A 23,994-nucleotide genomic window follows, 5' to 3' on the forward strand; every position below is an offset into this window, starting at 1 on the left:
GACTACGTGAACAACGTCGAGCTGGGTCGCACGACAACAGCCAGGACGTTCACCCGCCCGCCGCGCCTGAACTCCAGGGTGAACGGAACGAGATCACCCGAACTCCATTCCTCCGAGGGCACGGGCACCGTCAGGCCCATCGCGTTCGGCAGCATGACAAGGGTGTCACCCGCCGCGACGGAGACGGAATCGATCGCGGACCGATAGGCCACGTTCCCCGACCGCATGCGGTGCCGGGAGAGCGTCACGTCACCCCGGACACCACGGGCCGTGACCCGGACCAGAGCGTCGGCCGAGCCGCCCTCGTTGGCGATGTGGAAGAAAGCCACGGTCTCCGGCACTTCGGCGGCGGGCAGCAGCACCTGTCCCTCCGTGATCCGAAAACGCGCCGGACTTCCGGCCCGGCCTGCGCCGACCCAGGTGGTCAGACCCGCCAGTGTCACGCTGCACGCGGCGACGCGAGCCCCGTGGCCAGGTTGACCGCGGCCGTGACGCCCTCCAGCGTCGAGAGCTTCTTCTCCACCCGCCTGACGCAGGCCGCGCAGGTCATCCCGCCAACGGTGATGTCCGTGACCACGAGGCTCGTCGTCGATTCCGTCACCGCCACTCACCACCCCCGTGCCCCATCCCCGCCATGCCCGGCCTTCATGAACACACTGGACGTACGGACGGTCGTACCGCCACCGGACACGGTCAGTACCCCGCGGCAATGAAGGACGGCCGCTCGACGGACAGGTGCCCTGCCGACGACGCACCGTCGGCAGGGCACACCGGCTCACTCGGTCCGGGAACCGCCGGAGCGGCTGCGCACGATGGCGAAAGCCGCCGCGGCCAGACCCAGCACACCCACGATCAAGCCGGCGACACCGAGCCCACGGGCCGTCGAGTCGTCGGCGGACACGGCCGAGCCGGAGGTCTCGGAGCTCTTCCCGGGCGCCGACGATGCGGCCGAAGCACCGCCACCCTGCTCCTGCGCGTCCTGGGCCGTGAGTTTGAGGACCGGTGCCGGGTTCTCCGGCTCCTCCTCACCCTGTGCCTCCTCGATCCAGCGGACGGTCTTGCCGTCGGAGTACGTCTGCAGGGTCTTGAAGGTGAGCTGGTCCGTGTTCTCGGGCAGTTGCCCGAAGGCCACGTCGAAGTCCTCGTAGTGCCCGGGGTCGATCCTGCCGCCGGTCCAGGTGATCTCGGACACCGCGTCGGTGATGGTGCCGTCGTCCGTCTTGACCGGTGTCTTCAGCTTCGTGTCCGTGACCTTGGCGGTCCAGCCGTCGCGCGGGGAGACGAGCACACCGAGGACGGGGTGGTCGGTGGGCAGGAAGACCTGCACCTTGGTCGTGGACGCGCTGTCCTCCTCGTTGGGGACCCGGAAGGTCACCACGCCGTCCGTGGCACCCTTGGCGTAGCTGTCCGGATGGACCGTGACGTGCGCGGAGGCGATGCCCGCGGCGGCGAGGGTTCCGGCCGCGGCCAGAGCGGTGACGGCGCCGGCGCGGCGCAGTGTGGTGCGTACTCGGGACATGGTGGGTCGATCTCCGTAAGGGAAAAGGTGTGCGGGGGTCAGATCGGGTACCGAGTCCCAGGAGGCCCGCGCCGCTGCACCATGTACCGCAGGAGAACGCGCCGCACCGGCCACGGTTCCGCACCACGAGGTCGTACGGCCGTCCCGTCGTCCGGCACGAGTGGGCGCCCACCGCTCACCAGCCACCAGGCCAACAGACCCGGCACCAGTGCGGCGACCCGGCGCAGCAACAACCACAGCGCCGCCTCCCCTCGCCGCAACCACCAGGTCAGCACGAGTGCCGCACCGACATGAGCGGCGGTGGCGTGCGGAATCAGGGCATGGGTCGAGGACATACGCATGCCGTGCATGACCATCCTGGCGTGCGGCCGGACGGCATCGAACACGAGGTGCAGTCCGCCCTGCGCGGTGAGCGTCCCGCCACCGATGGCCGCGAGCGACCGCTCCCGGCCCGCCAGCAGATACCCGGCCCCGCAGATCGGCACGAACGCCATGACCTGAGTCCACACCGGCGGTGCCATACCGGTCGCCAGCGTGTGGCCCCCGGCACCCAACAGGACGCACAGCGCGGCGAACACCGCCGCGCGCAGGCTCCGTACCGCCGGGGACGCGCTCACGCCCCCGATGCTGCCACGCGGCCGACGGATCGCCGCCCCCGCCCGGGTAAGAGAACCACCAACTCGTCCCGCCCCAACCCCTCTTCGTGACCGTGGACAGTCGTCGAAGGAGCCCTCTCGCCATGCCCCGTCGCCGTCTGGTGGGGGAGGCCCTCCGGGCAGTGATCTAGTGGCGCAACAGCCAGCGCCAGCGGGGCTGTTCGAGCACGACCGACGTCGCGGCCAGCGCGGTTGCGAGCACCGCCGCCCACGTGGGCCACGCGAACCACGGCGCCACCGCCGCGGCGGCCGCTTCGAGCAGCACGAGCAGGAGCATCACCGTGCCGGGGATCGCCACCGGCGGGTCGAAGGGGCGGTCTCCGGGGGTCCCGACGACGGCCGGCAGTCCGATCAGCAGGACCAGCGCGGCGATCGCGACCGCCCAGCCGACCCGGTGCAGCGCCCATGGGGTGGCCGTCCAGCCGATCAGTTCGGTCAGGAACCGCAGCCCGGAAGCGGCGTTGACGCGGTTCGGGGAGTCGGCGGCCTGGCTCATGATCCCTCCCCGGCAGGGAGCGGCGCGGTGCCGGGCCCACCGGTGGCGGCCTCGGCCCGCATGCCGTTGATGAGCGTGTCGACGACGAACCGGTAGCTGTCGGCCCGGTCGCGCTCCATCTGGAAGGCATCGTCGCTTTCGAGGCCGACGAAGCCGTGGACGACGGTGCGCAGGGCCCGGACCGCGTCGATGGCGCGCACGTCGGTCAGCCCGAAGCCGGCGACCGCGTCGAACAGGATCCGCACCGCTTCGTGGGCCGCGGCCTGGTACTCCTGGTCTTCGGGGTGCGGGGCGCGGATGCTGGCGGCGTATCTGCCGGGGTGGTCGAGGGCCCACTTCCGGTACGTCTCGGCGATCGCGCGGACCGCGTCCGGACCGGACCGGCCGACGGCGGCCCGGGTCAGGACGGCACTGATGTCGCGGACGGCCTGGAGGCCGATGCCCCGCTGGAGGGCGTCCAGCGAATCGACGTGCTTGTACAGCGACGGTGTCCGCACGCCGACCCGCTCGGCCAGCAGGCCCATGGTCAGGCCGGCGAAGCCGACCTCGTCGGCGAGTTCCGACGCGGCCGCGATGACCGTGGCCCGGTCGAGTCCGGCCCTAGGCACGGGCCGTCTCCAGGAACGAGCGCACCAGGCCGACCACTGCGGAGGGGAACTGGACCTGCGGGTAGTGGCCCGCCCCCGGGAGCATCTCGAGCCGGCCGACGCCCTTGGGCAGCGCGGCCACGATGGCCTCGCCCTCGGCCTTCGGGTCACCCCAGTCGGGATCGAGGGTGCCCATGACGACCAGGACCGGGCAGTGCACGTTGCCGAGTTGGGCACCGGCGTCGGCGGCGCTGTTCATCTGCTTCTGCAGGGCCTTCATCCGGCCCGGCTCGTGCAGCATAGCGTCGGTGCGTTCGAGGCTCGCGGTCCAGTCCGCCGGGCGCGGCTCCGGGGTCGCGATCTCCAGGTATTTCCGCCACTGCTTGTGGCTGCCGAGCATCGCGACGGCCGAGATCGCCGTCGCGCCCTTGCGGTAGCGGGACACGCCCAGGGCGCTCAGCGAGTACTCCACCTTGCGGGTGAACGGCGCCAGTTCGACGACGGCGCTCACGAGTGTCGGCGCCTTGGCAGCGGCGATCGTCGCGGCACCGCCGGAGATCGAGTGGCCGACCAGCACCGCGGGACCGCCGAGGTGCTCGATCAGTGCGATGAGGTCGCCGGCGATGTCGGTGCGGGTGTACGACGGCCATGTCGCGGTCGACTCGCCGCTGCCTCGCAGGTCCACGGCCGCGACGCGGTAACCGGCGGCCACCAGCTCCGGGACCATGAACCGGTAGGCGTCGCGGCTCTGGCCGATCCCGTGCGCGAGCACCATCAGCGGCCCGGAGCCGGTCACCTCGTAGGCGAGGGTGCCGCCTTCCACGTTCAGGAACTCAGTCATGTCGACCTCCGCAGCCGTAGCTAATCTGGATAGCTAAAAAGCTACTTGCATTAGCCGAAGCGCGTCAAGGCCGGTGTGCGAGGATCCATGGCGGGGCCCGTGGGACGGGAGCCGTACGGCGCCGAGGGCGGGAGACAGCGGGCTACTTACGCCCAGCGCCACGACACGCCCTGGACCGCACTGGACGCGCGGCGACCACCACCTGCCCGTGTACGTCATCGCCCGGACTGCTCAGGGGCCCCGCTGTGCGATCCGCGTCAGCCCGGGGGCGCCGCGGCCCGCCGAGCCGTGCTCGCCCGCCGGACCTCGCGCGCCCGCCGTCCGCGCCGCCCCCTCGGCCCCGCGCCCGCCCGGCCGTCCCGCCGTCGTGGTCCGGGCCCGCGCCCGCCCGGGTCCGGAGTCGCACTCCGGGCCCGGTTGGGCGGGAGTCCGGTCACAGGCTGCTGAGCACGCGAACGCGATCGGCGAGTGCTCTTCGGGTCACGTCGGCGTCCGGGGCGAAGCGCTCGAATCCGTGTGGGCAGCCCGGGTGCACGTGCAGTTCGACGGGGACGCCGGCGCGGGCAAGTGTGGCGGCATAGGCGATGTCCTCGTCTCGGAAGATGTCGAGATCGCCGACCTCGATGTAGGCCGGAGCGAGGCCGCTCGCGTCGTGCAGCCGCGCCGGCGCGGCGATCGCCGGCACCTCGTCGCTGCCGCGCCCCTCACCCAGCACGGCGGTCCATCCGGTCCAGTTCGCGTCGTAGTCCCACGTCGCGTACGGGACCAGTTGCGGGTCCGGCTCGACATTGCGGTCATCGAGCATCGGGTAGATGAGGATCTGTCGCGCGATCTTCAGCCCGCGGTCGCGGGCGAGGATCGCCGCGCCGGCAGTCGGCGCGCCACCGCCGCTGTCGCCCATGACGGCGATGCGTTCCGGGTCGACACCGAGTTCCTCGGCGTGTTCGTGGAGCCAGGACAGGGCCGCGAAGACGTCCTCGGACAGGGTGGTCCCGTTCGATTCCGGGGCGAGGCGGTAAGCGACCGACAGCATGGGGACGCCGCTGTGGCAGGTATACCAGTCCAGCAGGCCGTCGTAGGCGTCGAGCGTGCCGAGCACCTGACCACCGCCGTGCGCGTAGACGGCCGCGGAGCCCGGCTGTTCCCCTTCGCGCTGATACCAGCGCAACTCGAGAGCTGCCCCATCGGCGGTCCGTACCTCGTAGAAGGTGTGGCCGACGCCCGCTACGGCCGGAGTCAGCGCGGCCATGCCGCGCTGAGCCTGGTTGCCGTTGGTGCGCAGGGTTCGCCAGTCGCCGCGCGCCACCACCGGCGCGGGACCTGTGGCCGCCAGGCGCTGCAGGGCGGCTGCGACCTCCGGGTCCAGGCGAGTGCTCACGCGGCGGCCTCGTCGTATTCGGACGGCTGGTTGAAGATCACGGTCAGTGAGACGATCTTGCCGTCGCGGATCGAGAGGTAGGTGCTCATGATGAGCTCGTCCGGCAGGTTCGTCTTGTCGTAGTCGCCGTCGTATCGGCCGCGCACGATCACGTCGCCGTAGTGGTCGAGCACCTCGACCGGATCGATGGTCACGTGGTCGCCGACCATCTCCTTCTCCACCCAGCGGCGCACGGCCTCGGCGCCGCGGATCTCGCGCCGGTTGTCGTTCACGTAGGCGTCCTCGGCGAAGGTGGCCATCACCGCGTCGGTGTCGAACGAATTGATGGCGCGCACGTGCTCCGCGACGACGCCGTCCAGGGGAATCTCCGTAGTGGCCATTCCGGCTCTCCTCTCGTCTCGCCCTCCGGTTCTTCCGGGAGCGATGTCGACGTTCGTTGATGCCGCGAAGGGAGGGTCAAGCCGCAATCGACGCTGGACTCTCCCCTTACCGGAGGGTCCACACTGAGGAACATGTCCGAGCTCCTGTCGATCGGGGACTTCGCCCGTGCCACCCACCTGAGCGTCAAGGCGCTTCGCCACTATCACGACCAAGGGCTGCTCAAGCCGGTCCAGATCGATGCGGCGTCGGGCTACCGACGCTATGGGCTGGAGCAGATTCCCACCGCGCAGATCATCCACCGCTTCCGCGACCTCGGCATGCCACTGGGTGACATCCGGGATGTGCTGCACACCGACGACCTCATCGCGCGCAATGAACTGATCGCCCGTCACCTACGCCGCCTTGAACGCGAACTCGCGCACACCCAGAGCGCGGTGGCCTCGCTCCGCGATCTGCTCGAGCGCCCCCAGGTCAGCACCTCGATCGAGCACCGGCGCATACCCGCCCGCCACGCTGCCGCAGTCGGCGGAGACGTCACGACTGCCGACGTCAGCGCCTGGTACCACGGCGCGCTCGGTGAGCTCTACGCCGTACTCGACAGTCAGCACATCGACCCCGTCGATGCCGCGGGCGCCATCTATACGGATGGGCTGTTCACGGTGGAACACGGCCAGGCCACCGTCTACATCCCGATCAAGGCGCCCCTGCGTCCCGCAGGTCGCGTTCAGCTCGTCGAACTGCCGTCGGTCGAACTGGCCGTGATCGCCCACGAAGGCCCCGAGAGCGGCATCGACCGCGCATACGGAGCCCTCGCGGACTACGTGAGCAGGCACGCCCTGGCTGTGGAGGGGCCCATCCACGAGTTCTACCCGATCAACCGGCACCACACCGCTGATCGGTCGCGCTGGCGCACCGAGATCGGCTGGCCCGTCTTCGCCACCGGCGCCACCCCCTAGCACTCCGTGATCGCAGAAACGGCCGTCACCGCGGCGGCAGCACGATCAGAAGGATCACTCGCGCCCCAGACCTCGATCTCTCAGCACCCGGGTGCGAGCGTGTCCGCCGTACGAGGAGGTGCTGCCCACCGCGCGGGAGAGCAAGGCGCACACCCCCGCACGGCCGGCTTCTACCGCCTGCTGGTGGCCTGATGGCCCGGTGTCACTTCAGGTGTCGGGTGAAGAACTGGGCCGCGGCGTCCCCCGCGAACTGCGGGACGCCGGTGTGCCCGCCCATATTGGCGTGCAGTGTCTTCTCCTTGGAGCCGAAGGCGTCGAACAGATCCAGGGCCGCTTGCCGGTCGTTCCCTTCGTCGTCCCACTGCAGCAGGACGTGCAGAGGAATGGTGACCTGGCGGGCCTCCTCGAACATGGCGCGGGGGACGAGACTCCCGGCGAACAGCACGGCGGCCGAGATGCGCGGCTCGACCACCGCCAACCGGATGCCGATGGAGATCACTCCCCCCGAGTATCCGACCGGTCCGCCGATCTCGGGCAGCAAGAGAAGGGCGTCCAGGGCGGCCTGCCATTCCGGGACCGCCCTTTCGACGAGCGGGAGGACGAGGGCGTCGATGATCTCGTCGCTGACCGGCTCGCCGGCCTCCATCGCCCGGCGCAGGTCGGCGCGGGCCTGCTCGGCGGCGGGCCAACGGGGCCGGTCGCCGCTGCCGGGGAGCTCGATGGCGGCCGTGGCGAAGCCCTCCGCCGCGGAGTGCCGGGCCCGGCCCACCAGCCGGGGATAGGTCTTGCGCAGCCCGAGAGGCGGGGGGCTGAGCAGGATCAGCGGCACCGGTGCGGACGCGGATGCGGGTGTCCACAGGATGCCGGGGATCTCACCGAGGGTGAATTCGCGCTCGAGGACAGCGTCGTCGAGGCGCTGTTCGGAAGTGAATCGCATGGTCGTGCCTTTCGGGAGTGCCATTGAACGGCGCTCCCGGACGACCTAGCGTCCGACCGTGACCCCTGAGGGGAGCACCCATGTCGATAGTGCGTTCACGGGTACCACCTCCTCACTCTCCTGCACGGTCTCCGGGAACCTAGCAGCGGCTGCCGTGGTTCCGCCAACGGGTTTTCGCGGAGGCTCCGTGTCCGGACACCACGGCGTCCGGACACCACGGCGTCGGAGCAGATGCGTGTCGCCTGCCCGGGCGGCCGTGCCTCGTACTCAGGCGCTGACCGCGTCCTTCTGCCGGGTGGGCGTGAATCCGGTCTGTTTTGTTCTGGGGCCGAAGACGGCGAGGACGATGGCGCCCAGCAGCCAGGTGCCCGCGATGAAGAAGAAGACGCTCTTGTAGCCCGTACCGTTGTACAGGCCCGCGATGATCAATGGCCCCGCGGCGTTGGAGAGTCGGCCGAGGCCGTACGAGATGCCGGTGCCGAGCGATCGGCCGTGGGTGTCGAACAGTTCGGGCGAGTATGCGTACCCGAGTGCGGTGTAGCCGCGCTCGAACAGGTTCACGAGGAAGCCGAAGACGATGATCAGGGCCGGGTTGAACGTCAGCCCGTACAGCAGGCCGCACACGGCGATGATCGTGCCGAAGGCCACCAGGCACCACTTGCGCTCGAACCGGTCGGTGACGAGGGCGGCGATGTACGAGCCGAGTGGTGCGCCGACGGTGCTGAGCGCCACGTAGAAGACGGACTTCTCGACGCTGAAGCCCTCTTTCGCCAGGAGTGTCGGGGCCCAGCTGGAATAGCCGAAGAATCCGATGGTCTGAGTGACCCAGAGCACGGTCAGCAGCAGGGTCGGCAGGAGGTACTTCTTCTGGAGCAGGATGCGCAGCGGCGCCTTCTTCAGGACCGGCGGTTCCGTGGGCGGCGCGGGCAGCGGCAGCGGGCCCTTCTCCGCGGTGATCCGTGTTTCGAGTTCCGTCAGGATCGCGTCGGCCTTGGCGTGCTCGCCCCTGCTCTCGTACCAGCGGGGGGATTCCTTGAGGTGCCGTGCGAAGAAGAGGTAGACGATGCCGAGCGCGCCCCACAGGTACACGAGCCGCCATGACCAGTCGTTGATCGGGACGACGGCGCTCGCGACGAAGTTGGTGACGGGTGTGCCGCAGATGCCGATGACGATCGCGTACGCCTGGAACTTTCCGCGCAGTGCGGAGGGGAAGAGTTCGCTGACGTAGATCACGGCGACCACGGTCATCGCGGACAGGCCCGTCGAGGTCAGTGCCCGGAAGACGCCGAGGGAGACGATGTCCCAGGAGAACGCCGAGGCCAGCGAGAAGACGCTGAAGAAGCCGGTGGTGATGTTGAGGGCCGTCCTGCGGCCCCACCTGTCGGCCATCCAGCTCGCGACGATGGACCCGAGGAACATGCCGACGAACGACAGTGAGGTGACGTACGCCACCTGGCTCACGGTGATACCCCAGAGCTTGATCAGCCGGGGTGCCGTCACCGCGAAACTGTTGATGTCCGCGAACTCGAAGAAGTAGGCGAAGGACACCGCTATCAGGGTTGTCTTGTGGAATCTGGAGATCGGCAGCCGGTCGAGCCGGTTCTTCGCGTTGGAGTGCATGGGGAGCCCCTTTTTTCGGTGTGGGCGTGGAAGGGGCTCAGGCGTTTTCGCCCGGCCAGTAGAGCCGCATCGGATTGTTCACGAGCAGCTTCTGCCGCAGCGTGGAGGTTACGGCCACCCGGGGCACGTAGTCGACCAGCAGTCCGTCGTCCGGCATGTGGTCCGTGAGGTTCGGGTGTGGCCAGTCGGTGCCCCACAGGACGGAGTCCGGGAATTCCTCGACGACCTTTCGGCCGAAGGGCACCACGTCGGAATAGGGCTCGCGCTCCCCGTCGAGGGCGGGGCGGCCGGTGACGGTGAGCCGTTCGGGGCAGGTCACCTTGACCCACACGTCGCCGCGCTCCACGAACCGCAGGAACCGCGTGAAGTCGGGCCCGTCCACGGACTTGGTCACGTCGGGGCGGCCCATGTGGTCCACGACGAGCGGGGTGGGCAGAGCGGTGAAGAAGCTTTCGAGGTCGGTGAGGTCCTCGCTCTCGAAGTAGATGACCACATGCCAGCCGAGCGGCGCGATGCGCTCGGCGATCGCCTTGAGGTCGTCCTTGGGTGCGGCGTTGACCAGGCGTTTCAGGAAGTTGAACCGCACCCCGCGCACGCCTGCCGCGTCCAGCTCCGCCAGCTCGGCGTCGGTGATGTCGGGCCGTACGGTCGCGATGCCGCGCGCCCGGCCGCCGGACGCCCGCACGGCGTCGACCATGGCGCTGTTGTCGGTGCCGTGACAGGTGGCCTGCACGATGACGTTGCGGCTGACGCCGAGGTGGTCGCGGAGCGCGAACAGATCGTCCTTGCCGGCGTCGCACGGCGTGTACTTGCGCTCGGGCGCGTACGGGAACCGGGCGCCCGGCCCGAAGATGTGGCAGTGCGCGTCGACGGTGCCCTCGGGCAGGGCGAAGGCGGGGGTGGACGGGTTCCGGTACCAGTCGAGCCAGCCGGGTGTCTTGGTGAACGAGTCGCTCATGCCTGTTCTCCCTGCTCGCCGCCGACGTAGCGCAGTCCCGCGGCCCGCAGGGGCTCGCGCATGCCGTACATGTCGAGTCCGAGTTCGCCCGCGGCGAACCGCTGCCGCTTGCCCTCCTCGTTCTCCTCCCGCTTGCGTCCGGCGGCCGCGACCTCGGCGGCCCGTTCGGCCGGCACCACGACGACGCCGTCCGCGTCGGCGGCGACGACGTCCCCGGGGCGCACCAGGGCGCCCGCGCAGACGACGGGGATGTTGACGGAGCCGAGGGTGGCCTTGACGGTGCCCTTCGCGTTGACGGCGCGGCTGAAGACGGGGAAGTCCATCTTCTCCAGCGCGGCCACGTCCCGGCAGCCGCCGTCGATGACCAGGCCGACGGCGCCCCTGGCGCGGGCCGAGGTGGCGAGCAGCTCGCCGAAGAAGCCGTCCTCGTTCTCCGTGGTGCAGGCGGCCACGAGCACGTCGCCCGGCCCGACCTGCTCGACGGCGACGTGCAGCATCCAGTTGTCCCCGGGCTGGAGCAGCACGGTCACGGCGGTCCCGCAGAAGGCGGCGCCGTGGTAGACGGGCCGGATGTAGGGGCGCATCAGGCCGGTGCGGCCCATCGCCTCGTGGACGGTGCTGACGCCGAGCGGGGCGAGCGCGTCGACGTCGGTGCGGGAGGCGCGGCTGATGTCCTGGTGGACGACTCCCAGTTCGTACATGGTGGTGTGCTCCCTCTGCGTCAACGCCCCTGCTGCCTGAGCAGGGCGTCGAGACGCGGGTAGACGGCGCGGACGTTGTGTTCCTGGATCTCGGCCAGGGCCGTGTCGCTGAGCCCTGCCGACTCGACGTAGCGGCGGGTGTCGTCGAAGTAGTGGCCCGAGCAGGGGTCGATGTCCCGGATGGCGCCGATCATCTCGGAGGCGAAGAGGATGTTGCGGCGGGGCACGACCTCCAGCAGCAGGTTGATGCCGGGCTGGTGGTACACGCAGGTGTCGAAGAAGACGTTGCCGAGCACGTGCTCCTCCAGCTCCGGCTTCTTGAGCGCCATCGCGAGTCCGCGGAAGCGGCCCCAGTGGTACGGGACGGCTCCGCCGCCGTGCGGGATCACCAGGCGCAGCGTGGGGAAGTCCTTGAACAGGTCGCCCTGGACGAGCTGCATGAAGACGGTCGTGTCGGCGTTGAGGTAGTGCGCGCCCGTGGTGTGGAAGGCCGGGTTGACGCTGGTGCTGACGTGCACCATCGCCGGCAGGTCGTACTCCACGAGCTTCTCGTACAGCGGGTACCAGGACCGGTCGGTCAGCGGCGGCGCCGTCCAGTGCCCGCCCGACGGGTCCGGGTTCAGGTTGACGGCGACCGCGCCGTACTCCCTCACACACCGTTCGAGCTCGGGCACCGAGGTGGCCGGGTCGACGCCGGGCGACTGGGGGAGCATCGCGGCGGGCACGAAGCGCTCCGGGTAGAGGGCGGCGACGCGGGCGCACAGTTCGTTGCAGATGGCGGCCCAGCGGGAGGAGGTGCCGAAGTCGCCGATGTGGTGCGCCATGAAGGAGGCGCGGGGCGAGAACAGCGTGACGTCGATGCCGCGCTCGTCCATCATCCGCAGCTGGTTCCGCTCGATGCTCTCGCGGATGTCGTCGTCGCTGATGTGCAGGTCGGCGGGGTCCGGCACGGCCGAGGGGTCGGTGAGCCCGGCGATCTGCCGCTCCCGCCAGCCGCCGAGCGCGGGCGGTGCGGTGGTGTAGTGGCCGTGGCAGTCGAGGATCATCGCTGTTCCTTCTCGGGGACCATGGCGGCACCCGCCATGATCAGACGGGCGGTGCGCAGCAAAGCGGACTTGGTGACCCGCTGCGGGTCGTCGGGGTCGAGGCCCAGCGCCACGCTGAACTCGCCGGACGGGTGCTCGACGGAGACCGTGACGTCGGCGCCCGGCGCCGCCTCCACACCGGCGATCGCGTGGGCGACGCTCCCTTCGAGTACGCAGGCGGTGGCCGCGGTGACGGCGGCCAGCACGCCGATGGACTCGTGGCACACGCGCGGGATGAAGCTGCGGGTGCTCAGGGTGCCGCCGTGCGCGGGTGGGGCGACGAGCGTCATCTTGGGGTAGTTCTTCGCGGTCACGTCCCCGAGTCCCATGAGCTTCCCGCAGGTCAGCCGCAGGTCCTCGACGCGGGCCCTGAGTTCGGCGTCGGCGTTGAGTTCCGCCGCGGTCTCGTAGCCGGTGCGGCCCAGGTCGGCGGCGGCCACGATCACCAGGGGCTGGCCGTTGTCGACGCAGGTCACGTCGACGGGGCCGACGCCCGCGACCTCGACGCGGTCCCGCACGTGCCCGGTGGGCAGCAGCGACTCGCAGACCGAGCCCGCGGTGTCGAGGAAGTTGATGGTGACGGGCGCCGCGGTGCCGGGGACGCCGTCGATCCTGGCGTCGCCCCCGTACGCGACGAAGCGGCGGCCGTCCGGGCCGAGCGGAGTCCTGATGGTGATCTCGGCGCTCAGCCCGGTGTTCAGTGTGAGCACGCGGGCCGTGGTCTCGTCGCCGGAGGGCTCGAGCAGCCCGGACTCGACGGCGAACGGGACGACGGCGGCGAGCATGTTGCCGCAGTTGGGCGTGGTGTCCACGAGGTCGCTGTCGGGCTGGAGCTGGCAGAACAGGAATTCCAGATCCACGCCTTCACGTGTGCTGCGGTCCACGATCCCGGCCTTGCTGGTGAGCGGGTGCGCCCCGCCGAGCCCGTCGATCTGGCGCACGTCGGGGGAGCCCATCACGCCCAGCAGGACCGTGTCACGGTCCGCGGTGTCCGCGGGCAGGTCGGCGGCGCGGAAGAAGGGGCCGCGCGAGGTGCCGCCACGCAGGAACCAGCAGGGGATCGCGGCCTGCCCGCCCGGTGGCGGCGGCTCGGACACGGCCGTGGGGCCGGCCGTCGTGGGCTGCGTCATTGCTCTCCTCTTTCACTGGTGTCGGCCGTCAACATAACCATCGATGAAATTGTTGACAATAGCTACGACGAAATAGTCGTCGTAGTCGAAGTATGGATAGACTGCGATGACGTGCAGCCCGATGGACGGGCCCGGAGCGGGGAGGACGACGCGTGGCGAACAACCGGGTGACCGGTCAGGAGGGGCGCCTCCTCGTGAGTACGGCGATCCGCCGGGCGCTCTCCGCGGGCGACCTCGTGCCGGGCCAGCGCCTGGTCGAGCAGGAGCTGTCCGAGAACCTCCATGCGACCCGCAACTGCGTCCGCGAGGCACTTCAGGACCTCGCGGCCGAGGGTCTCGTCGAACTGGTGCCGCGCCGTGGCGCCCGCGTCCGCGTGGTCTCCGTCGAGGAGGCCATCCAGATCACCGAGTGCCGCGGCGCCCTCGAAGGCCTGTGCGCCCGCCGCGCCGCCCAGCACGCCTCGGCAGAGCAGCGCGAGGGCCTGCGCGAGATCGGCGCCCTCATGCGGGAGGCTGTCGCGGGCGGCGACCTCAACACCTACTCCGCGCTCAACCGCGAACTCCACGCCCGTATCGCCGAGATGAGCGGCCAGAAGGTCGCGGGCGGACTGCTCGACCGGCTCAAGGGCCAGATGGTCCGCTACCAGTTCCGCCTCGCCCTGCGCCCCGGCCGCCCCGCCAAGTCGCTGCCGCAGCACCTCGCGATCATCGAGGCGATCGTCACCGGCGACGGACCCGCCGCGGAGGCCGCGGCCCGCACCCACCTCGACAGCGTCATCGAGGAGCTGCGAGCCACGCCCACCACCGAGCCGACGAGGTTCGCAACGCTCTCGGCCCGCGCCTGAACCACCCCGAAGGCAGCGACGGCGATTCCGCGAGGGCTCGCAGAGAACCAACATGCTGGTTCGATCTCTGCGGGGCTGCTGTTGCCGAGGAACACGGTGACGTCAGCGGACGTACGGAACCTGGCTGTCGAGGGCGGAACGGGGATGTGCGTGAGGGCGCCCAGGCCGGCGGGGTGAATGTGCGTACGGTGTGGCGCCGGCCGGAGGCCCGGCCCTATCGTCGCCGTCCGCGCGGTACCCGGCCTCGGGGCCGGCCGGGGCGACGGGCGCGCCCGGGCCCGTCGGTGTCCTTGGTGGCGGCCTGGGTGATGTTGCGGGCCATGCCGCCGAAGACGACTGCGTGGAAGGGGGAGACGGACCACCAGTAGACGTGGCCGAGCAGACCGCGTGGGTGGAACAGGGCGCGCTGACGGTAGTGGGTGCGGCCGTCGGCTTCTGTTTCCGCGTACATCTCCAGCCAGGCCAGGCCCGGCAGCCGCATCTCCGCCCGCAGCCGCAGCAGCCGTCCGCGCTCGATCTCCTCGACCCGCCAGAAGTCCAGCGAGTCGCCGACCCGCAGGTGCTCGGCGTCGCGCCGTCCGCGGCGCAGACCGACACCGCCGACGAACCTGTCCATCCAGCCCCGGACCGCCCAGGCCAGGGGGAAGGAGTACCAGCCGTTGTCGCCCCCGATGCCCTCGATCACCTTCCACAGCGCCTGCCTCGACGCGTCGACAGGAAGCTCCCGCTCGTCCTCGTAGAGACTGCCGCCGGCCCAGTCCGGGTCCGTGGGCAGCGGGTCGCTGGGCGCGCCCGGAACGGAGGCCGAGGACCAGCGCGTGGCCACCTGTGCTTCTCGCACCCGCCGCAGCGCCAGGACGAGCGCCTCGTCGAAGGGCAGCGGTCGGCCCGGCAGGTCCGGCATGTAGCGGGCGATGTCGTGCTCGTGACAGACCACCTCGTGGCGCAGGGACTCCGTGAGGGGCCGGGCGATGGAGGCGGGCACGGGGGTGACGAGACCGACCCAGTGGCTGGACAGCCTGGGCGTCAGGACCGGAACGGGCACGATGAGCCGTCGGCGCAGTCCGGCGACGAGGGCGTAGCGGCGCATCATCTCGCGGTAGGTGAGGACGTCCGGCCCGCCGATGTCGAACGTCCGGTTGACGTCGTCCGGCATGGTCGCGGAGCCGACGAGGTAGCGCAGCACGTCCCGCACCCCGATGGGCTGGGTGCGGGTGTGCACCCAGCTCGGGGTGACCATCACCGGCAGGCGCTCGGTGAGGTATCGCAGCATCTCGAAGGACGCCGATCCGGAGCCGATGACAACCGCTGCCTGCAGTACGGTGGCGGGCACCGGCGACTCCAGGAAGATCCGCCCCACCTCTGCCCTGGAACGCAGGTGGGGGGACAGGGCACCCTCGGGCACGCCCTTCGGGGCGAGTCCGCCGAGATAGACGATCCGTCGTACACCGGCGGCCCGCGCCTGCTCGGCGAAGGAGTGCGCGGCGCGGCGGTCGGTGTCCTCGAACCCCGCGCCCGATCCGAGGGCGTGCACCAGGTAGTAGGCGACGTCGATGCCGCGCATGGCTGCGGCGACCGACCCGGAGTCCGTGACGTCCCCGCGAACCGTCTCGGCGTCGCCGGTCCAGGGGTGGTCACGGAGTTTGTCCGGCGAACGGGCCAGGCAGCGTACCCGGTGGCCGGCCTCCAGCAGCTCCGGTACCAGGCGTCCGCCGACGTAACCGGACGCTCCGGTCACCAGGCAGTGCAGCCGCTCGGGTCCGCGGACGCTGTCTCGCTCCGCGGTGTCCGTCACGTTCCGCTGTCCCTCCGCACTCACGATTGTGCCTCCACGCGCTTGCTCCGACGCTGTTGCCTCGTCGTCCGATCATCTCCGCAACGGGCTGATGAAGCCTGCGCTGCCCCTGACAGGGCGGATGGGCGAAAGGTGGGGGCGGCCCGCTCGGAACTTCGCCGGTGAGGCTGTCCCGATTGCCGTCGCGACTCCCGGGGGACCGCCCCCGCCTCACGAGGCTTCGGGGAGATGCGCACGATGCGAGCCGGATCGCCGGACGCTTCCGTAATCCGCGGCGAGAGCCGCGACGACCTGCGTCAGGTGGCGGCTCTGGTCCCCTCGGTTCCTGCCGTGTCCTCGTGGGCATACGCGACCGGGCGCGGTGGTGTGGCGTTCGGTCGATGCCTTCGCCTCGTCCGAGCCGGTCGCAGTCATGCGCGGCTGAAAACGCCGACCTGGTCCGGGCAGCCAGTGCACGACGCCGTTCCTCGTCCCGCCAAGTTACTCGTGCGTTCTGCACATTGGAGTGGTGACAGCGGCAACTGTGCGGCGTGGTACGCCATGTGACAGCGTCGTCTCCGCCGGCTACTGGTCGGGAGGGAGCAGGCGTGAACAAGGGATATGCCGTTTACTGCGACGCGGATCCGTACTTCTACGACGCACCGCACCGCGCCCCTGCCCTGGCCGGAGCCGGACGCTCACGGTACGCCGCGGCCTCTTCAGCCGTACCGGACGGATGGGAGAGCAACGAGAGCGGGGATTGGCTCGCTCTGCGCCCGGTCGACGCCGAACTGCCCGCCCAGGGCTGGAAGATCCATGTCTCCGCCTGCCTCGACAACGCGGAGTCCGTGCTCGACCGCGTCCGTCGGCATTGCATCGACGGCGGTACGGCCTTCAAGTTCGTCCCCAGCCGCTACCTGCTGCACCAGCGGAACGCCAAGTACGCGGACCGCGCCGGCAGCGGCAAGTTCATCACCGTCTATCCGGCGGACGAGGCGGAGTTCGAACGGCTCGTGGGGGAGTTGTCCGACCTGCTGACCGGTGAACCAGGTCCGCACATCCTGAGTGACCTGAGAATCGGCGAGGGCCCTGTCCACGTCCGTTACGGCGGTTTCACCCGCCGCAACTGCTATGACGCCGATGGAGAACTGCGGCCCGCCGTGACCGGACCCGACGGTGTGCTGGTGCCCGATGTGCGAGGCCCGGTCTTCCGCGTACCGGACTGGGTGAGCCCACCTGCCTTCCTGCGCCCGCACCTCGACGCCCGTGCCGCGGTGACGCTGGCCGGCCTGCCCTACACCATCGAGTCGGCGCTGCACTTCTCCAACGGCGGCGGTGTGTACCTCGCCCGGGACAACCGCACCGGCGAGCAGGTCGTTCTCAAGGAGGCCCGTCCGCACGCCGGGCTGGCGGCCGACGGCGCCGACGCCGTGACCCGGTTGCACCGTGAACGCCGGGCGCTGGAGCGGCTGACCGGCCTCGGTTGCACGCCCGAGGTGCTCGATCACCTCACGATCGGGGAACACCACTTCCTCGTACTGGAATACCTCGACGGCAAACCCCTCAACACCTTCTTCGCCCGTCGCCATCCGCTCATCGAGGCCGACCCGGGGGAGCGGAGACTCGCCGAGTACACAGCCTGGGCCACCGATGTCCACGCGCGGGTGGCGCGCGCCGTGGAGGACGTCCACGCCCGGGGTGTGGTCTTCAACGACCTGCACCTGTTCAACATCATGATCCGGGACGACGGCAGCGTCGCCCTCCTGGACTTCGAGGCGGCCCACCACATCGACGAACCCGGCCGACAGACCGTGGCCAATCCGGGGTTCGTGGCGCCCGCCGACCGGCGGGGTACGGCGGTGGACCTGTACGCGCTGGCGTGTCTGCGACTCGCGCTGTTCCTTCCGCTCACGAGTCTGCTGGCCATCGACCGGCGCAAGGCGGCTCACCTCGCCGACGTGATCGCGGACCAGTTCCCGGTGGACCGGGCCTTCCTGGACGCGGCGGTCGACGAGATCACGCGCGGCGACGACGCCCCCGCAGTGCGCGGACAGGTCGTTCGCCGGGCCGTGCCCCTGCCCGGCGACTGGCCGCACAGCAGGGACTCCATGGCGGACGCCATCCACGCCTCCGCGACGCCGTCCCGCACGGACCGCCTCTTCCCGGGTGACATCGCACAGTTCGCGACGGCCGGCGGAGGGCTGTGCTTCTCCCACGGCGCTGCCGGCGTGCTGTACGCCCTCGCCGAGAGCGGGGCGGGACGGGACGAGGAGGGCGAACAGTGGCTGCTGGAGCGGACCAAGCGACCGCCCTCGGGGATGCCGCTCGGCTTCCACGACGGCCTCGCCGGCCTCGCCTGGACGCTGGACCGGCTCGGCCACCGCTACCGCGCCCTCGACCTCACCGAGCTGCTGCTCGACCAGACCTTCGACCGACTGGCCCCAGACCTGTACAGCGGAACCGCGGGCCTGGGCCTGGCCCTGGACTCACTGGCCGTCACCACCGGGGAGTCCGCGCCGCACCTGGCGGCGCTGCGCTGCGCCGAACTCGCCGCCGCCGGCACGCTGGGCGGGCACGGTGCGCCCAACCGCCCCCGAGCAGGGCTGCTGCACGGCGGAGCCGGACGCGCACTGCTTTTCGTACGGCTCTTCGAACGAACCGGTGACATGGCCTACCTCGACCTCGCCCGCGACTCGCTGCGCCAGGACCTCGCCCGCTGTGTCCGCGGCGCGGGCGGCGCGCTCCAGGTCGACGAGGGATGGCGCACCATGCCCTACCTGGGGGCGGGCAGCGTCGGCATCGGCATGGTGTTGGACGACTACCTGACGCACCGCGAGGACACGGAGTTCGAGCGAGCCAGGAAGGAGATCGTGGCTGCGGCCCAGGCGATGTTCTACGCCCAGCCAGGGCTCTACCGCGGTGTCGCCGGCATGGTGCTGTACCTCGGCCGCACCCCGGCCACGGCCCCCGGCGCGGGCCCGGAAGCCGTCCGGCGCCAGCTCGCCGCGCTGTCCTGGCACGCCATGTCCTACCGCGACCGGCTCAGCTTTCCCGGCGAGCAGATGATGCGCCTGTCCATGGACCTCGCCACCGGAACGGCCGGATGCCTGCTCGCCGTCGCCTCCGTCCTCAGCGACGCGCCCGCCTGCCTGCCGTTCCTACCGCCGCTGCGTCTGAGCGGCGGCCCCTTGACTCGGCCCACCAGGGGTCGTGAAGAAAAACATCCGCTGCCGCACGAAAGGAAGATGTCATGAATCTGTTCGACCTGCAGTCGATGGAGCCCCAGAAGGAAGAGGTCTCGGGGGACGTCGAGACCGGTAGCCGCGCGAGCCTCCTGCTCTGCGGCGACAGCAGCCTGAGCGTCACGACCTGTAACTGACGCTTCCGCTGACGGCCACGGCGACGTGGCGAGCCATGGCGCCGGATGTCGGCGCCCCGGGACCACTCCCGGGGCGCCGCGCCTGTCCGCCCTGGTCACCACGGCTGGGCGGCAGGCGTGGACGCCGGGTCGCCAGGTCCGCGGCCGGGATTCACGACGTACGGACGGAGGTACGCGCCGGTGCGAACGAGCGGGCCCCGGGGGCCGCGGACGCCCGAGACACGAGCGGGCGCGGAATGCTCGGCGGCCGGGCGCGGGCCGGAGACACTGGTGCTGCTGTGCTCGACCGCGGCGGCCGCGGCGGCGCTGGCCCAGCCCTTCGTCCTCGGCCGCACCCTGGACCTGCTGCTGCGCAACGGCGGCGCCGAGGGGTGGCTCCTGCTGAGCGCGGCCCTGCTCCTGGGCGAACTGCTGCTGGACAGTCTGACCTCCCTGTTCACCGGACGCTGCAACGCCGCGTGGACGGCGTCCATACGCTCCAGCGCCCTGCGCGGCCTACTGGGCGCCGTCCCCGAGAGCGCGCGAGCGCACCCGCCGGGGGACGTCGGGACCCGTCTGACTCTCAACGCCGCGGACGCGGGCAGTGCCCCCGCTGCTCGGGCAACACTCGGAGCCTCACTGATCACCCCGCTGGGCGCACTGGTGGCACTGGCCTTCGTCGACCTGTGGGTGGCCGCCTGCGTGCTGACCGCCCTGCCCGCACTGGCACTGGTGCTGAGGACCTTCGCCCGCGACACAGGCGCATCGGTGGCTGCCTACCAGCGCACGCAGTCCCTGATCGCGTCGCGGCTGCTGGAAGCCCTGGAAGGCGCGGCCACGATCGGCGCCGCCGGGACCGGCGACCGCGAACGCGCCCGCATCCTCGCGCCGTTGACGGAACTGGCCGCCCAAGGGCGGAGCATGTGGGCGCTGCACGGACGGGCGCTCGGCAGGAGCAACGTCCTCGTGCCGTTGCTGACCCTGGCCGCCACGGCCGTCGGCGGCCTGCGGCTCGCGGCAGGCGACCTGAGCGTGGGTGACCTGCTCGCCGTCTGCCGGTACACACAACTCACGGCCGGCGTCGGCAGCTCCGCGACACTGATCGGTGCCCTCGTACGAGCCCGCGAGGCACGGCACCGCACCCTGGAACTGGAGAAGATGCCCCCGCTGGAGTACGGATCGCGGCGGCTGCCTCCGGACGGTCCCGGCGCGCTCGAACTGCGCGGCGTGCGCGTGGTACGCGACGGCAGGCAGGTGCTGCACGCCGACCACCTGCGCCTGCCCGGCGGCGCCACGGTCGCGGTGGTCGGCCGCAGCGGGGCGGGAAAATCCGTCCTGGCGGCCGTGGCGGGACGGCTCATGGACCCGGACGAGGGACACCTACGGCTGGACGGCGTCCCGCTCCACGAGGTGACACGCGAGGCATTGCGCACGGAGGTCACGTACGCCTTCGAACGCCCTGTCCTGGGTCAAGGCACGGTCGCCGAGGCAATTGCCGCCGGTTCGCGGCGTCTCGCCCCCGAACAGATACGGCAAGCCGCCCGGGCGGCGGGCGCCGACGGCTTCGTGAGCCGGCTGCCGCACGGTTACGACACCCCCCTGACGCAGTCGCCCCTCTCAGGCGGAGAACACCAGCGGCTCGGACTGGCGCGGGCTTTCGCGCACGCCGGACGGTTGCTGGTCATGGACGACGCCACCTCCAGTCTGGACACCGCGACGGAGCACGAGGTGAACCTGGCACTGCACCGGGCGGTGCGGCGCGGCACCAGGCTCGTGGTCGCGCACCGCCCGTCGGTGGCGGACCGGGCGGACCTGGTCCTCTGGCTGGAGAACGGGGAGGTACGCGCCGTCGGGACGCACCGCGAACTGTGGCGCCGGGCCGGGTACCGGGCCGTCTTCGGCGGCGCGGAGGCCGACGCCGTGACGCCGGACGAAGGATCCGCGCACCGTCAGCGACCCGCAGAGGTACGGCCGTGACGTCCGCGGACGCGGATGTCCCCCCGGACGACGGGACCGGTGCGCTGAGCCGCCTCGCGCCCCTGGCACGCCGCTTCCTCGCCCGCCGCGAAGGCGTACTGGTACGACTCGCGCTCTGGTCGCTGGCGGAGTCGGGGCAGGCTTTCCTGGTGGGGTACGGCGTTGCCCGCTCAGTCGACGAGGGGTTCCTCGCCGGTGACCCGCGCCGGGGACTGCTGTGGCTCGCGGTAGCCCTGGTCGCGGTGGTGTCCGGTGCCCCGGTGGCGCGGGGGGTGTTCGCACAGCTCGCCGGACTGACGGAACCCCTGCGCGACGGGCTGGTACGGCACGCGGTCGACCGTTCCATGGCCCGGGCGGCACGCGGCGGGTCGGCCACGGCGGACCGGACGGCCGTCTCGCGGCTGACGAACCAGGCCGAGATCGCCCGGGACAGCTTCGCCGGACTCGTCCTCACCCTGCGCTCCTTCGTCTTCACCGCCGTCGGCGCCCTGCTCGGCCTGCTGTCCCTGGACCCCGCCCTGCTCGTGGTCGTCCTGCCGCCCCTGGTGGGCGGCCTCGCCCTCTTCCTGGTGACGCTGAGGCCCATGGCGGCGGCCCAACGCCGCGTCCTGGCAGCCGACGAGGACTTGGGCGACTACGCGGCGCGGTCCCGCGCGGCGCTGCGGGACCTCACCGCGTGCGGGACCGGGCCCGATACCGAGCGGCGTGGTGCCGACCTGATCGCCGGCGCCGCCGAGCAGGCCCGGGCCCTGGCCGTATGGGTGGCGCTGCGCACGGCGTCCCTCGGGATCGCGGCCCACCTGCCCGTGCTCGCGCTGCTGGTGGCCGTGCCCTGGCTGCGCGGTCGAGGAGTGAGCACGGGCGCCCTGCTGGGCGCGTTCACCTACCTCGTCCAGTCCCTCCTGCCCGCCCTGCACACTCTGATGACCGCGCTGGGCGCGGCCGGGAGCCGGCTGCTGGTCGTCCTCGACCGGCTCGTCGGTCCGGAGCCGGACAAGGCAGTGAGCGCCACGAGCCCGTCGCGCCACCGGAAGGCCGCCCCGACGACCGGCCCCACCGTCGGACATGGTTCCGGCACCCCAGTACACGCACCGGCCGAGGCGGTGCGCCCGGTACCCCGGCCCTCGCCCCCAGCCGTGGAACTCCGATCCGTCACACTGTCGTACGGCGTTCACGCCGAGCCGGTGCTCGACGCGCTCGACCTGCGCCTTGCCCCGGGGGAGCACCTGGCCGTGGTCGGGCCGAGCGGCATCGGCAAGTCCACCCTCACCCGCCTCGCCGCCGGGATGCTCGCGCCGAGCCACGGCGAAGTACGGGTGGCCGGACACACGGTGACGGGACGGGCCGCCGTGGAGCTTTCCGCGCTGCGCGTACTCCTCCCGCAGGAGGCCTACGTGTTCTCCGGCACCGTGCGCGACAACCTGGCATATCTGCGCGCGGACGTGTGCCGGGGGGAACTCGATGCCGCAGTGCGGGTATTCGGCCTGGAACCGTTGGTCAAGCGCCTGGGAGGGCTGGACCACCCGGTGCGCCCCGCCGAACTGTCACTGGGGGAGAGGCAGTTGATCGCGCTGACCCGCGCGTATCTGTCGCCCGCACCTCTGCTGCTGCTGGACGAGGCCACCTGCCATCTTGACCCTGCGTCCGAGGCCCGCGCGGAGCAGGTGCTCGCCGCCCGGCCCGGCACCCTGCTCGTGGTCGCGCACAGGCTGTCCTCGGCGGTCCGTGCCGACCGGATCCTGGTGCTGGACGGTGTACGGGCGAAGTGCGGCACGCACGACGAACTCCTGGAACGTTCGCCCCTCTACCGCGAGTTGACGGGCCACTGGCTGGCGGGGCCGTCTCGGCGATCGTGAGGGCGGCCCGTTCCGTGCGGCGCCGGGGCCGCGGCCACGGTTGCGTCAGGTCCAGCCGGCGCTCTGCACGATGCGGATCGCATCGATCCGGTTGCGGCCACCCACCTTCCGGATCGCCGTGGCCATGTAGTTGCGGACCGTTCCACGGGACAGGTGCAGATGCGCCGCGATCTCGGCGATCGGCGCCCCCTGGGAGGCCAGGGCCAGCACACTCAGTTCCCGGTTGGTCAGCGGCATTTCCGCACACGTCAGTAGGACGACGGTGAGCGACTCGTCCAGGAAGCGCTCACCTCTGGCAACCGTGTGCACCGCCGTGATCAGCCGATGCGCTGGAGCGTTCTTGTCGACCAGCCCGAGAGCACCCCGGTCGAACGCCCGGCGCAGCACCCCCGGCCGCTTGGCCGTCGTCAGAACGACGAGCCGGTCCCCGTACCGGGTCCACAGGCGCTCACCGTGTCCCTTGTCAGGACCCGTCAAACACTCGCCGTCCATCACACAGACGTCGGCTGACGGCTCCGGGCGTTCCAGACCCTCGGTCTGGGAGCACAGCGACGAGACATCCAGCGTGTCGTCCGATCTCAGCAGCTGTACCAGCCCCGAGCACATCAGGTTCTCGTCGTGCACCACGACAGTACGAAGCATCTCCCCACTCCTTATCAGCGGCTGCCGCGTTCGAACAGCCCACCCCCGCGCCAACGGGCCGTGTTCCCCCATCCGCTTCGGCAGAACGCGCCACTCACGCACTCGAGAACGGCACCGGAGTCAATCCGCCGTCTTATGCGCTCCGTCAGGGGAGGCCACGGCGAGCGCCCGCGCAAAAAAGGGCGAATAACACACCGATCCAGCCGCCGCGCGCGTCACAGCGGACAGCGAACCGTGGCCACCTGTTCGGCCCTCGGGCCCGACATCCCGGCCAAAGCGGTTCCCGGCACCCCGGGC

22 protein-coding genes and 1 pseudogene are annotated in these 23,994 nt (G+C 71.0%); 6 read left to right on the forward strand and 17 right to left on the reverse strand.

Annotated elements, in window-relative coordinates:
- Positions 1-2: 2 nt before the first annotated feature.
- From AB0F77_RS20320 to AB0F77_RS20360, 9 genes and pseudogenes are all read right to left on the reverse strand, one after another.
- Positions 3-362 carry a copper chaperone PCu(A)C gene (locus AB0F77_RS20320; RefSeq protein WP_361950142.1) on the reverse strand — a complete coding sequence of 120 codons (360 nt, stop codon included), beginning with the start codon at positions 360-362 and terminating at the stop codon, positions 3-5.
- 95 nt (positions 363-457) lie between these two features.
- Positions 458-550 (reverse strand): annotated as a pseudogene (locus AB0F77_RS20325) (heavy metal-associated domain-containing protein); the annotation flags it as partial.
- A gap of 225 nt (positions 551-775) precedes the next feature.
- Positions 776-1,519, reverse strand: a complete 744-nt coding sequence (locus AB0F77_RS20330; RefSeq protein ID WP_361950145.1) for a YcnI family protein — start codon at positions 1,517-1,519, stop codon at positions 776-778.
- A 38-nt stretch (positions 1,520-1,557) separates the two neighbouring features.
- Positions 1,558-2,136, reverse strand: a complete 579-nt coding sequence (locus AB0F77_RS20335; protein WP_361950148.1) for a hypothetical protein — start codon at positions 2,134-2,136, stop codon at positions 1,558-1,560.
- Between the two features lie 166 nt (positions 2,137-2,302).
- Positions 2,303-2,671, reverse strand: coding sequence for a hypothetical protein (locus AB0F77_RS20340; protein WP_361950151.1), 369 nt, complete (start codon positions 2,669-2,671; stop codon positions 2,303-2,305).
- Positions 2,668-3,279: a TetR/AcrR family transcriptional regulator gene (locus tag AB0F77_RS20345; RefSeq protein ID WP_361950154.1), complete on the reverse strand. Its 612-nt coding sequence runs from the start codon at positions 3,277-3,279 to the stop codon at positions 2,668-2,670. The genes AB0F77_RS20340 and AB0F77_RS20345 overlap by 4 nt, the downstream gene beginning before the upstream one ends.
- On the reverse strand, positions 3,272-4,099 hold the full coding sequence (locus AB0F77_RS20350) for an alpha/beta hydrolase (RefSeq protein ID WP_361950157.1): 828 nt from the start codon (positions 4,097-4,099) through the stop codon (positions 3,272-3,274). The genes AB0F77_RS20345 and AB0F77_RS20350 overlap by 8 nt, the downstream gene beginning before the upstream one ends.
- A 433-nt stretch (positions 4,100-4,532) precedes the next feature.
- Entirely contained in the window at positions 4,533-5,477 is a 945-nt protein-coding gene (locus AB0F77_RS20355; protein WP_361950160.1) for an alpha/beta hydrolase, read from the reverse strand.
- Positions 5,474-5,857, reverse strand: coding sequence for a nuclear transport factor 2 family protein (locus tag AB0F77_RS20360; RefSeq protein ID WP_361950163.1), 384 nt, complete (start codon positions 5,855-5,857; stop codon positions 5,474-5,476). The genes AB0F77_RS20355 and AB0F77_RS20360 overlap by 4 nt, the downstream gene beginning before the upstream one ends.
- Positions 5,858-5,989: 132 nt before the next feature.
- Between AB0F77_RS20360 and AB0F77_RS20365 the strand changes: the two genes are divergently transcribed.
- Entirely contained in the window at positions 5,990-6,814 is an 825-nt protein-coding gene (locus tag AB0F77_RS20365) for a MerR family transcriptional regulator (protein ID WP_361950166.1), read from the forward strand.
- 202 nt (positions 6,815-7,016) lie between these two features.
- Here the strand turns inward: AB0F77_RS20365 and AB0F77_RS20370 are convergent, their stop codons facing one another.
- From AB0F77_RS20370 to AB0F77_RS20395, 6 genes are all read right to left on the reverse strand, one after another.
- Positions 7,017-7,751: an alpha/beta hydrolase gene (locus tag AB0F77_RS20370; protein ID WP_361950169.1), complete on the reverse strand. Its 735-nt coding sequence runs from the start codon at positions 7,749-7,751 to the stop codon at positions 7,017-7,019.
- Positions 7,752-8,018: 267 nt separating this feature from the next.
- Positions 8,019-9,371: an MFS transporter gene (locus AB0F77_RS20375; RefSeq protein WP_361950172.1), complete on the reverse strand. Its 1,353-nt coding sequence runs from the start codon at positions 9,369-9,371 to the stop codon at positions 8,019-8,021.
- A 37-nt stretch (positions 9,372-9,408) separates the two neighbouring features.
- The gene (locus tag AB0F77_RS20380) at positions 9,409-10,329 is read right to left on the reverse strand and encodes an amidohydrolase family protein (RefSeq protein ID WP_361950175.1); all 921 of its coding nucleotides are present in this window, start codon (positions 10,327-10,329) and stop codon (positions 9,409-9,411) included.
- Positions 10,326-11,030: a 4-carboxy-4-hydroxy-2-oxoadipate aldolase/oxaloacetate decarboxylase gene (ligK, locus tag AB0F77_RS20385; RefSeq protein ID WP_361950178.1), complete on the reverse strand. Its 705-nt coding sequence runs from the start codon at positions 11,028-11,030 to the stop codon at positions 10,326-10,328. Before ligK ends, AB0F77_RS20380 begins: the two co-directional genes overlap by 4 nt.
- Before the next feature lie 20 nt (positions 11,031-11,050).
- Positions 11,051-12,076, reverse strand: coding sequence for an amidohydrolase family protein (locus AB0F77_RS20390; RefSeq protein WP_361950180.1), 1,026 nt, complete (start codon positions 12,074-12,076; stop codon positions 11,051-11,053).
- Complete coding sequence (locus AB0F77_RS20395) at positions 12,073-13,245, reverse strand: 4-oxalomesaconate tautomerase (RefSeq protein WP_361950183.1); 1,173 nt, start codon at positions 13,243-13,245, stop codon at positions 12,073-12,075. Before AB0F77_RS20395 ends, AB0F77_RS20390 begins: the two co-directional genes overlap by 4 nt.
- Positions 13,246-13,397: 152 nt before the next feature.
- On the opposite strand from AB0F77_RS20395, the gene AB0F77_RS20400 reads away from it, so the two are divergent.
- Complete coding sequence (locus AB0F77_RS20400) at positions 13,398-14,090, forward strand: GntR family transcriptional regulator (RefSeq protein WP_361950186.1); 693 nt, start codon at positions 13,398-13,400, stop codon at positions 14,088-14,090.
- A 214-nt stretch (positions 14,091-14,304) separates the two neighbouring features.
- Here AB0F77_RS20400 and AB0F77_RS20405 read toward each other — a convergent pair whose 3' ends face one another.
- Complete coding sequence (locus AB0F77_RS20405; protein WP_361950189.1) at positions 14,305-15,885, reverse strand: SDR family oxidoreductase; 1,581 nt, start codon at positions 15,883-15,885, stop codon at positions 14,305-14,307.
- A gap of 587 nt (positions 15,886-16,472) precedes the next feature.
- Here AB0F77_RS20405 and lanKC point away from each other — a divergent pair.
- From lanKC to AB0F77_RS20425, 4 genes are all read left to right on the forward strand, one after another.
- The gene (gene lanKC / locus AB0F77_RS20410) at positions 16,473-19,118 is read left to right on the forward strand and encodes a class III lanthionine synthetase LanKC (RefSeq protein ID WP_361950192.1); all 2,646 of its coding nucleotides are present in this window, start codon (positions 16,473-16,475) and stop codon (positions 19,116-19,118) included.
- A complete protein-coding gene (locus AB0F77_RS20415; protein ID WP_361950195.1) occupies positions 19,115-19,243 on the forward strand; it encodes a SapB/AmfS family lanthipeptide in 129 nt (42 codons plus the stop codon). Before lanKC ends, AB0F77_RS20415 begins: the two co-directional genes overlap by 4 nt.
- A gap of 270 nt (positions 19,244-19,513) precedes the next feature.
- Positions 19,514-21,199, forward strand: a complete 1,686-nt coding sequence (locus tag AB0F77_RS20420; RefSeq protein WP_361950198.1) for an ABC transporter ATP-binding protein — start codon at positions 19,514-19,516, stop codon at positions 21,197-21,199.
- Positions 21,196-23,055 (forward strand): ABC transporter ATP-binding protein, encoded by a 1,860-nt coding sequence (locus AB0F77_RS20425; protein WP_361950201.1) that lies wholly within the window; start codon positions 21,196-21,198, stop codon positions 23,053-23,055. The genes AB0F77_RS20420 and AB0F77_RS20425 overlap by 4 nt, the downstream gene beginning before the upstream one ends.
- Before the next feature lie 45 nt (positions 23,056-23,100).
- Here AB0F77_RS20425 and AB0F77_RS20430 read toward each other — a convergent pair whose 3' ends face one another.
- On the reverse strand, positions 23,101-23,697 hold the full coding sequence (locus AB0F77_RS20430; protein WP_361950204.1) for a response regulator transcription factor: 597 nt from the start codon (positions 23,695-23,697) through the stop codon (positions 23,101-23,103).
- Positions 23,698-23,994: the final 297 nt, after the last annotated feature.

It is taken from the genome of Streptomyces sp. NPDC026672, from assembly GCF_040638185.1.
GTDB lineage: Bacteria > Actinomycetota > Actinomycetes > Streptomycetales > Streptomycetaceae > Streptomyces.

Coding starts and splice junctions, on each gene's coding strand:
- AB0F77_RS20390 (WP_361950180.1), bottom strand. CDS start 12,076: ATGATCCTCGACTGCCACGGCCACTACACCACCGCACCGCCCGCGCTC.
- AB0F77_RS20350 (WP_361950157.1), bottom strand. CDS start 4,099: ATGACTGAGTTCCTGAACGTGGAAGGCGGCACCCTCGCCTACGAGGTG.
- AB0F77_RS20375 (WP_361950172.1), bottom strand. CDS start 9,371: ATGCACTCCAACGCGAAGAACCGGCTCGACCGGCTGCCGATCTCCAGA.
- ligK (WP_361950178.1), bottom strand. CDS start 11,030: ATGTACGAACTGGGAGTCGTCCACCAGGACATCAGCCGCGCCTCCCGC.
- AB0F77_RS20430 (WP_361950204.1), bottom strand. CDS start 23,697: ATGCTTCGTACTGTCGTGGTGCACGACGAGAACCTGATGTGCTCGGGG.
- AB0F77_RS20380 (WP_361950175.1), bottom strand. CDS start 10,329: ATGAGCGACTCGTTCACCAAGACACCCGGCTGGCTCGACTGGTACCGG.
- AB0F77_RS20340 (WP_361950151.1), bottom strand. CDS start 2,671: ATGAGCCAGGCCGCCGACTCCCCGAACCGCGTCAACGCCGCTTCCGGG.
- AB0F77_RS20330 (WP_361950145.1), bottom strand. CDS start 1,519: ATGTCCCGAGTACGCACCACACTGCGCCGCGCCGGCGCCGTCACCGCT.
- AB0F77_RS20365 (WP_361950166.1), top strand. CDS start 5,990: ATGTCCGAGCTCCTGTCGATCGGGGACTTCGCCCGTGCCACCCACCTG.
- AB0F77_RS20360 (WP_361950163.1), bottom strand. CDS start 5,857: ATGGCCACTACGGAGATTCCCCTGGACGGCGTCGTCGCGGAGCACGTG.
- AB0F77_RS20415 (WP_361950195.1), top strand. CDS start 19,115: ATGAATCTGTTCGACCTGCAGTCGATGGAGCCCCAGAAGGAAGAGGTC.
- AB0F77_RS20395 (WP_361950183.1), bottom strand. CDS start 13,245: ATGACGCAGCCCACGACGGCCGGCCCCACGGCCGTGTCCGAGCCGCCG.
- AB0F77_RS20370 (WP_361950169.1), bottom strand. CDS start 7,751: ATGCGATTCACTTCCGAACAGCGCCTCGACGACGCTGTCCTCGAGCGC.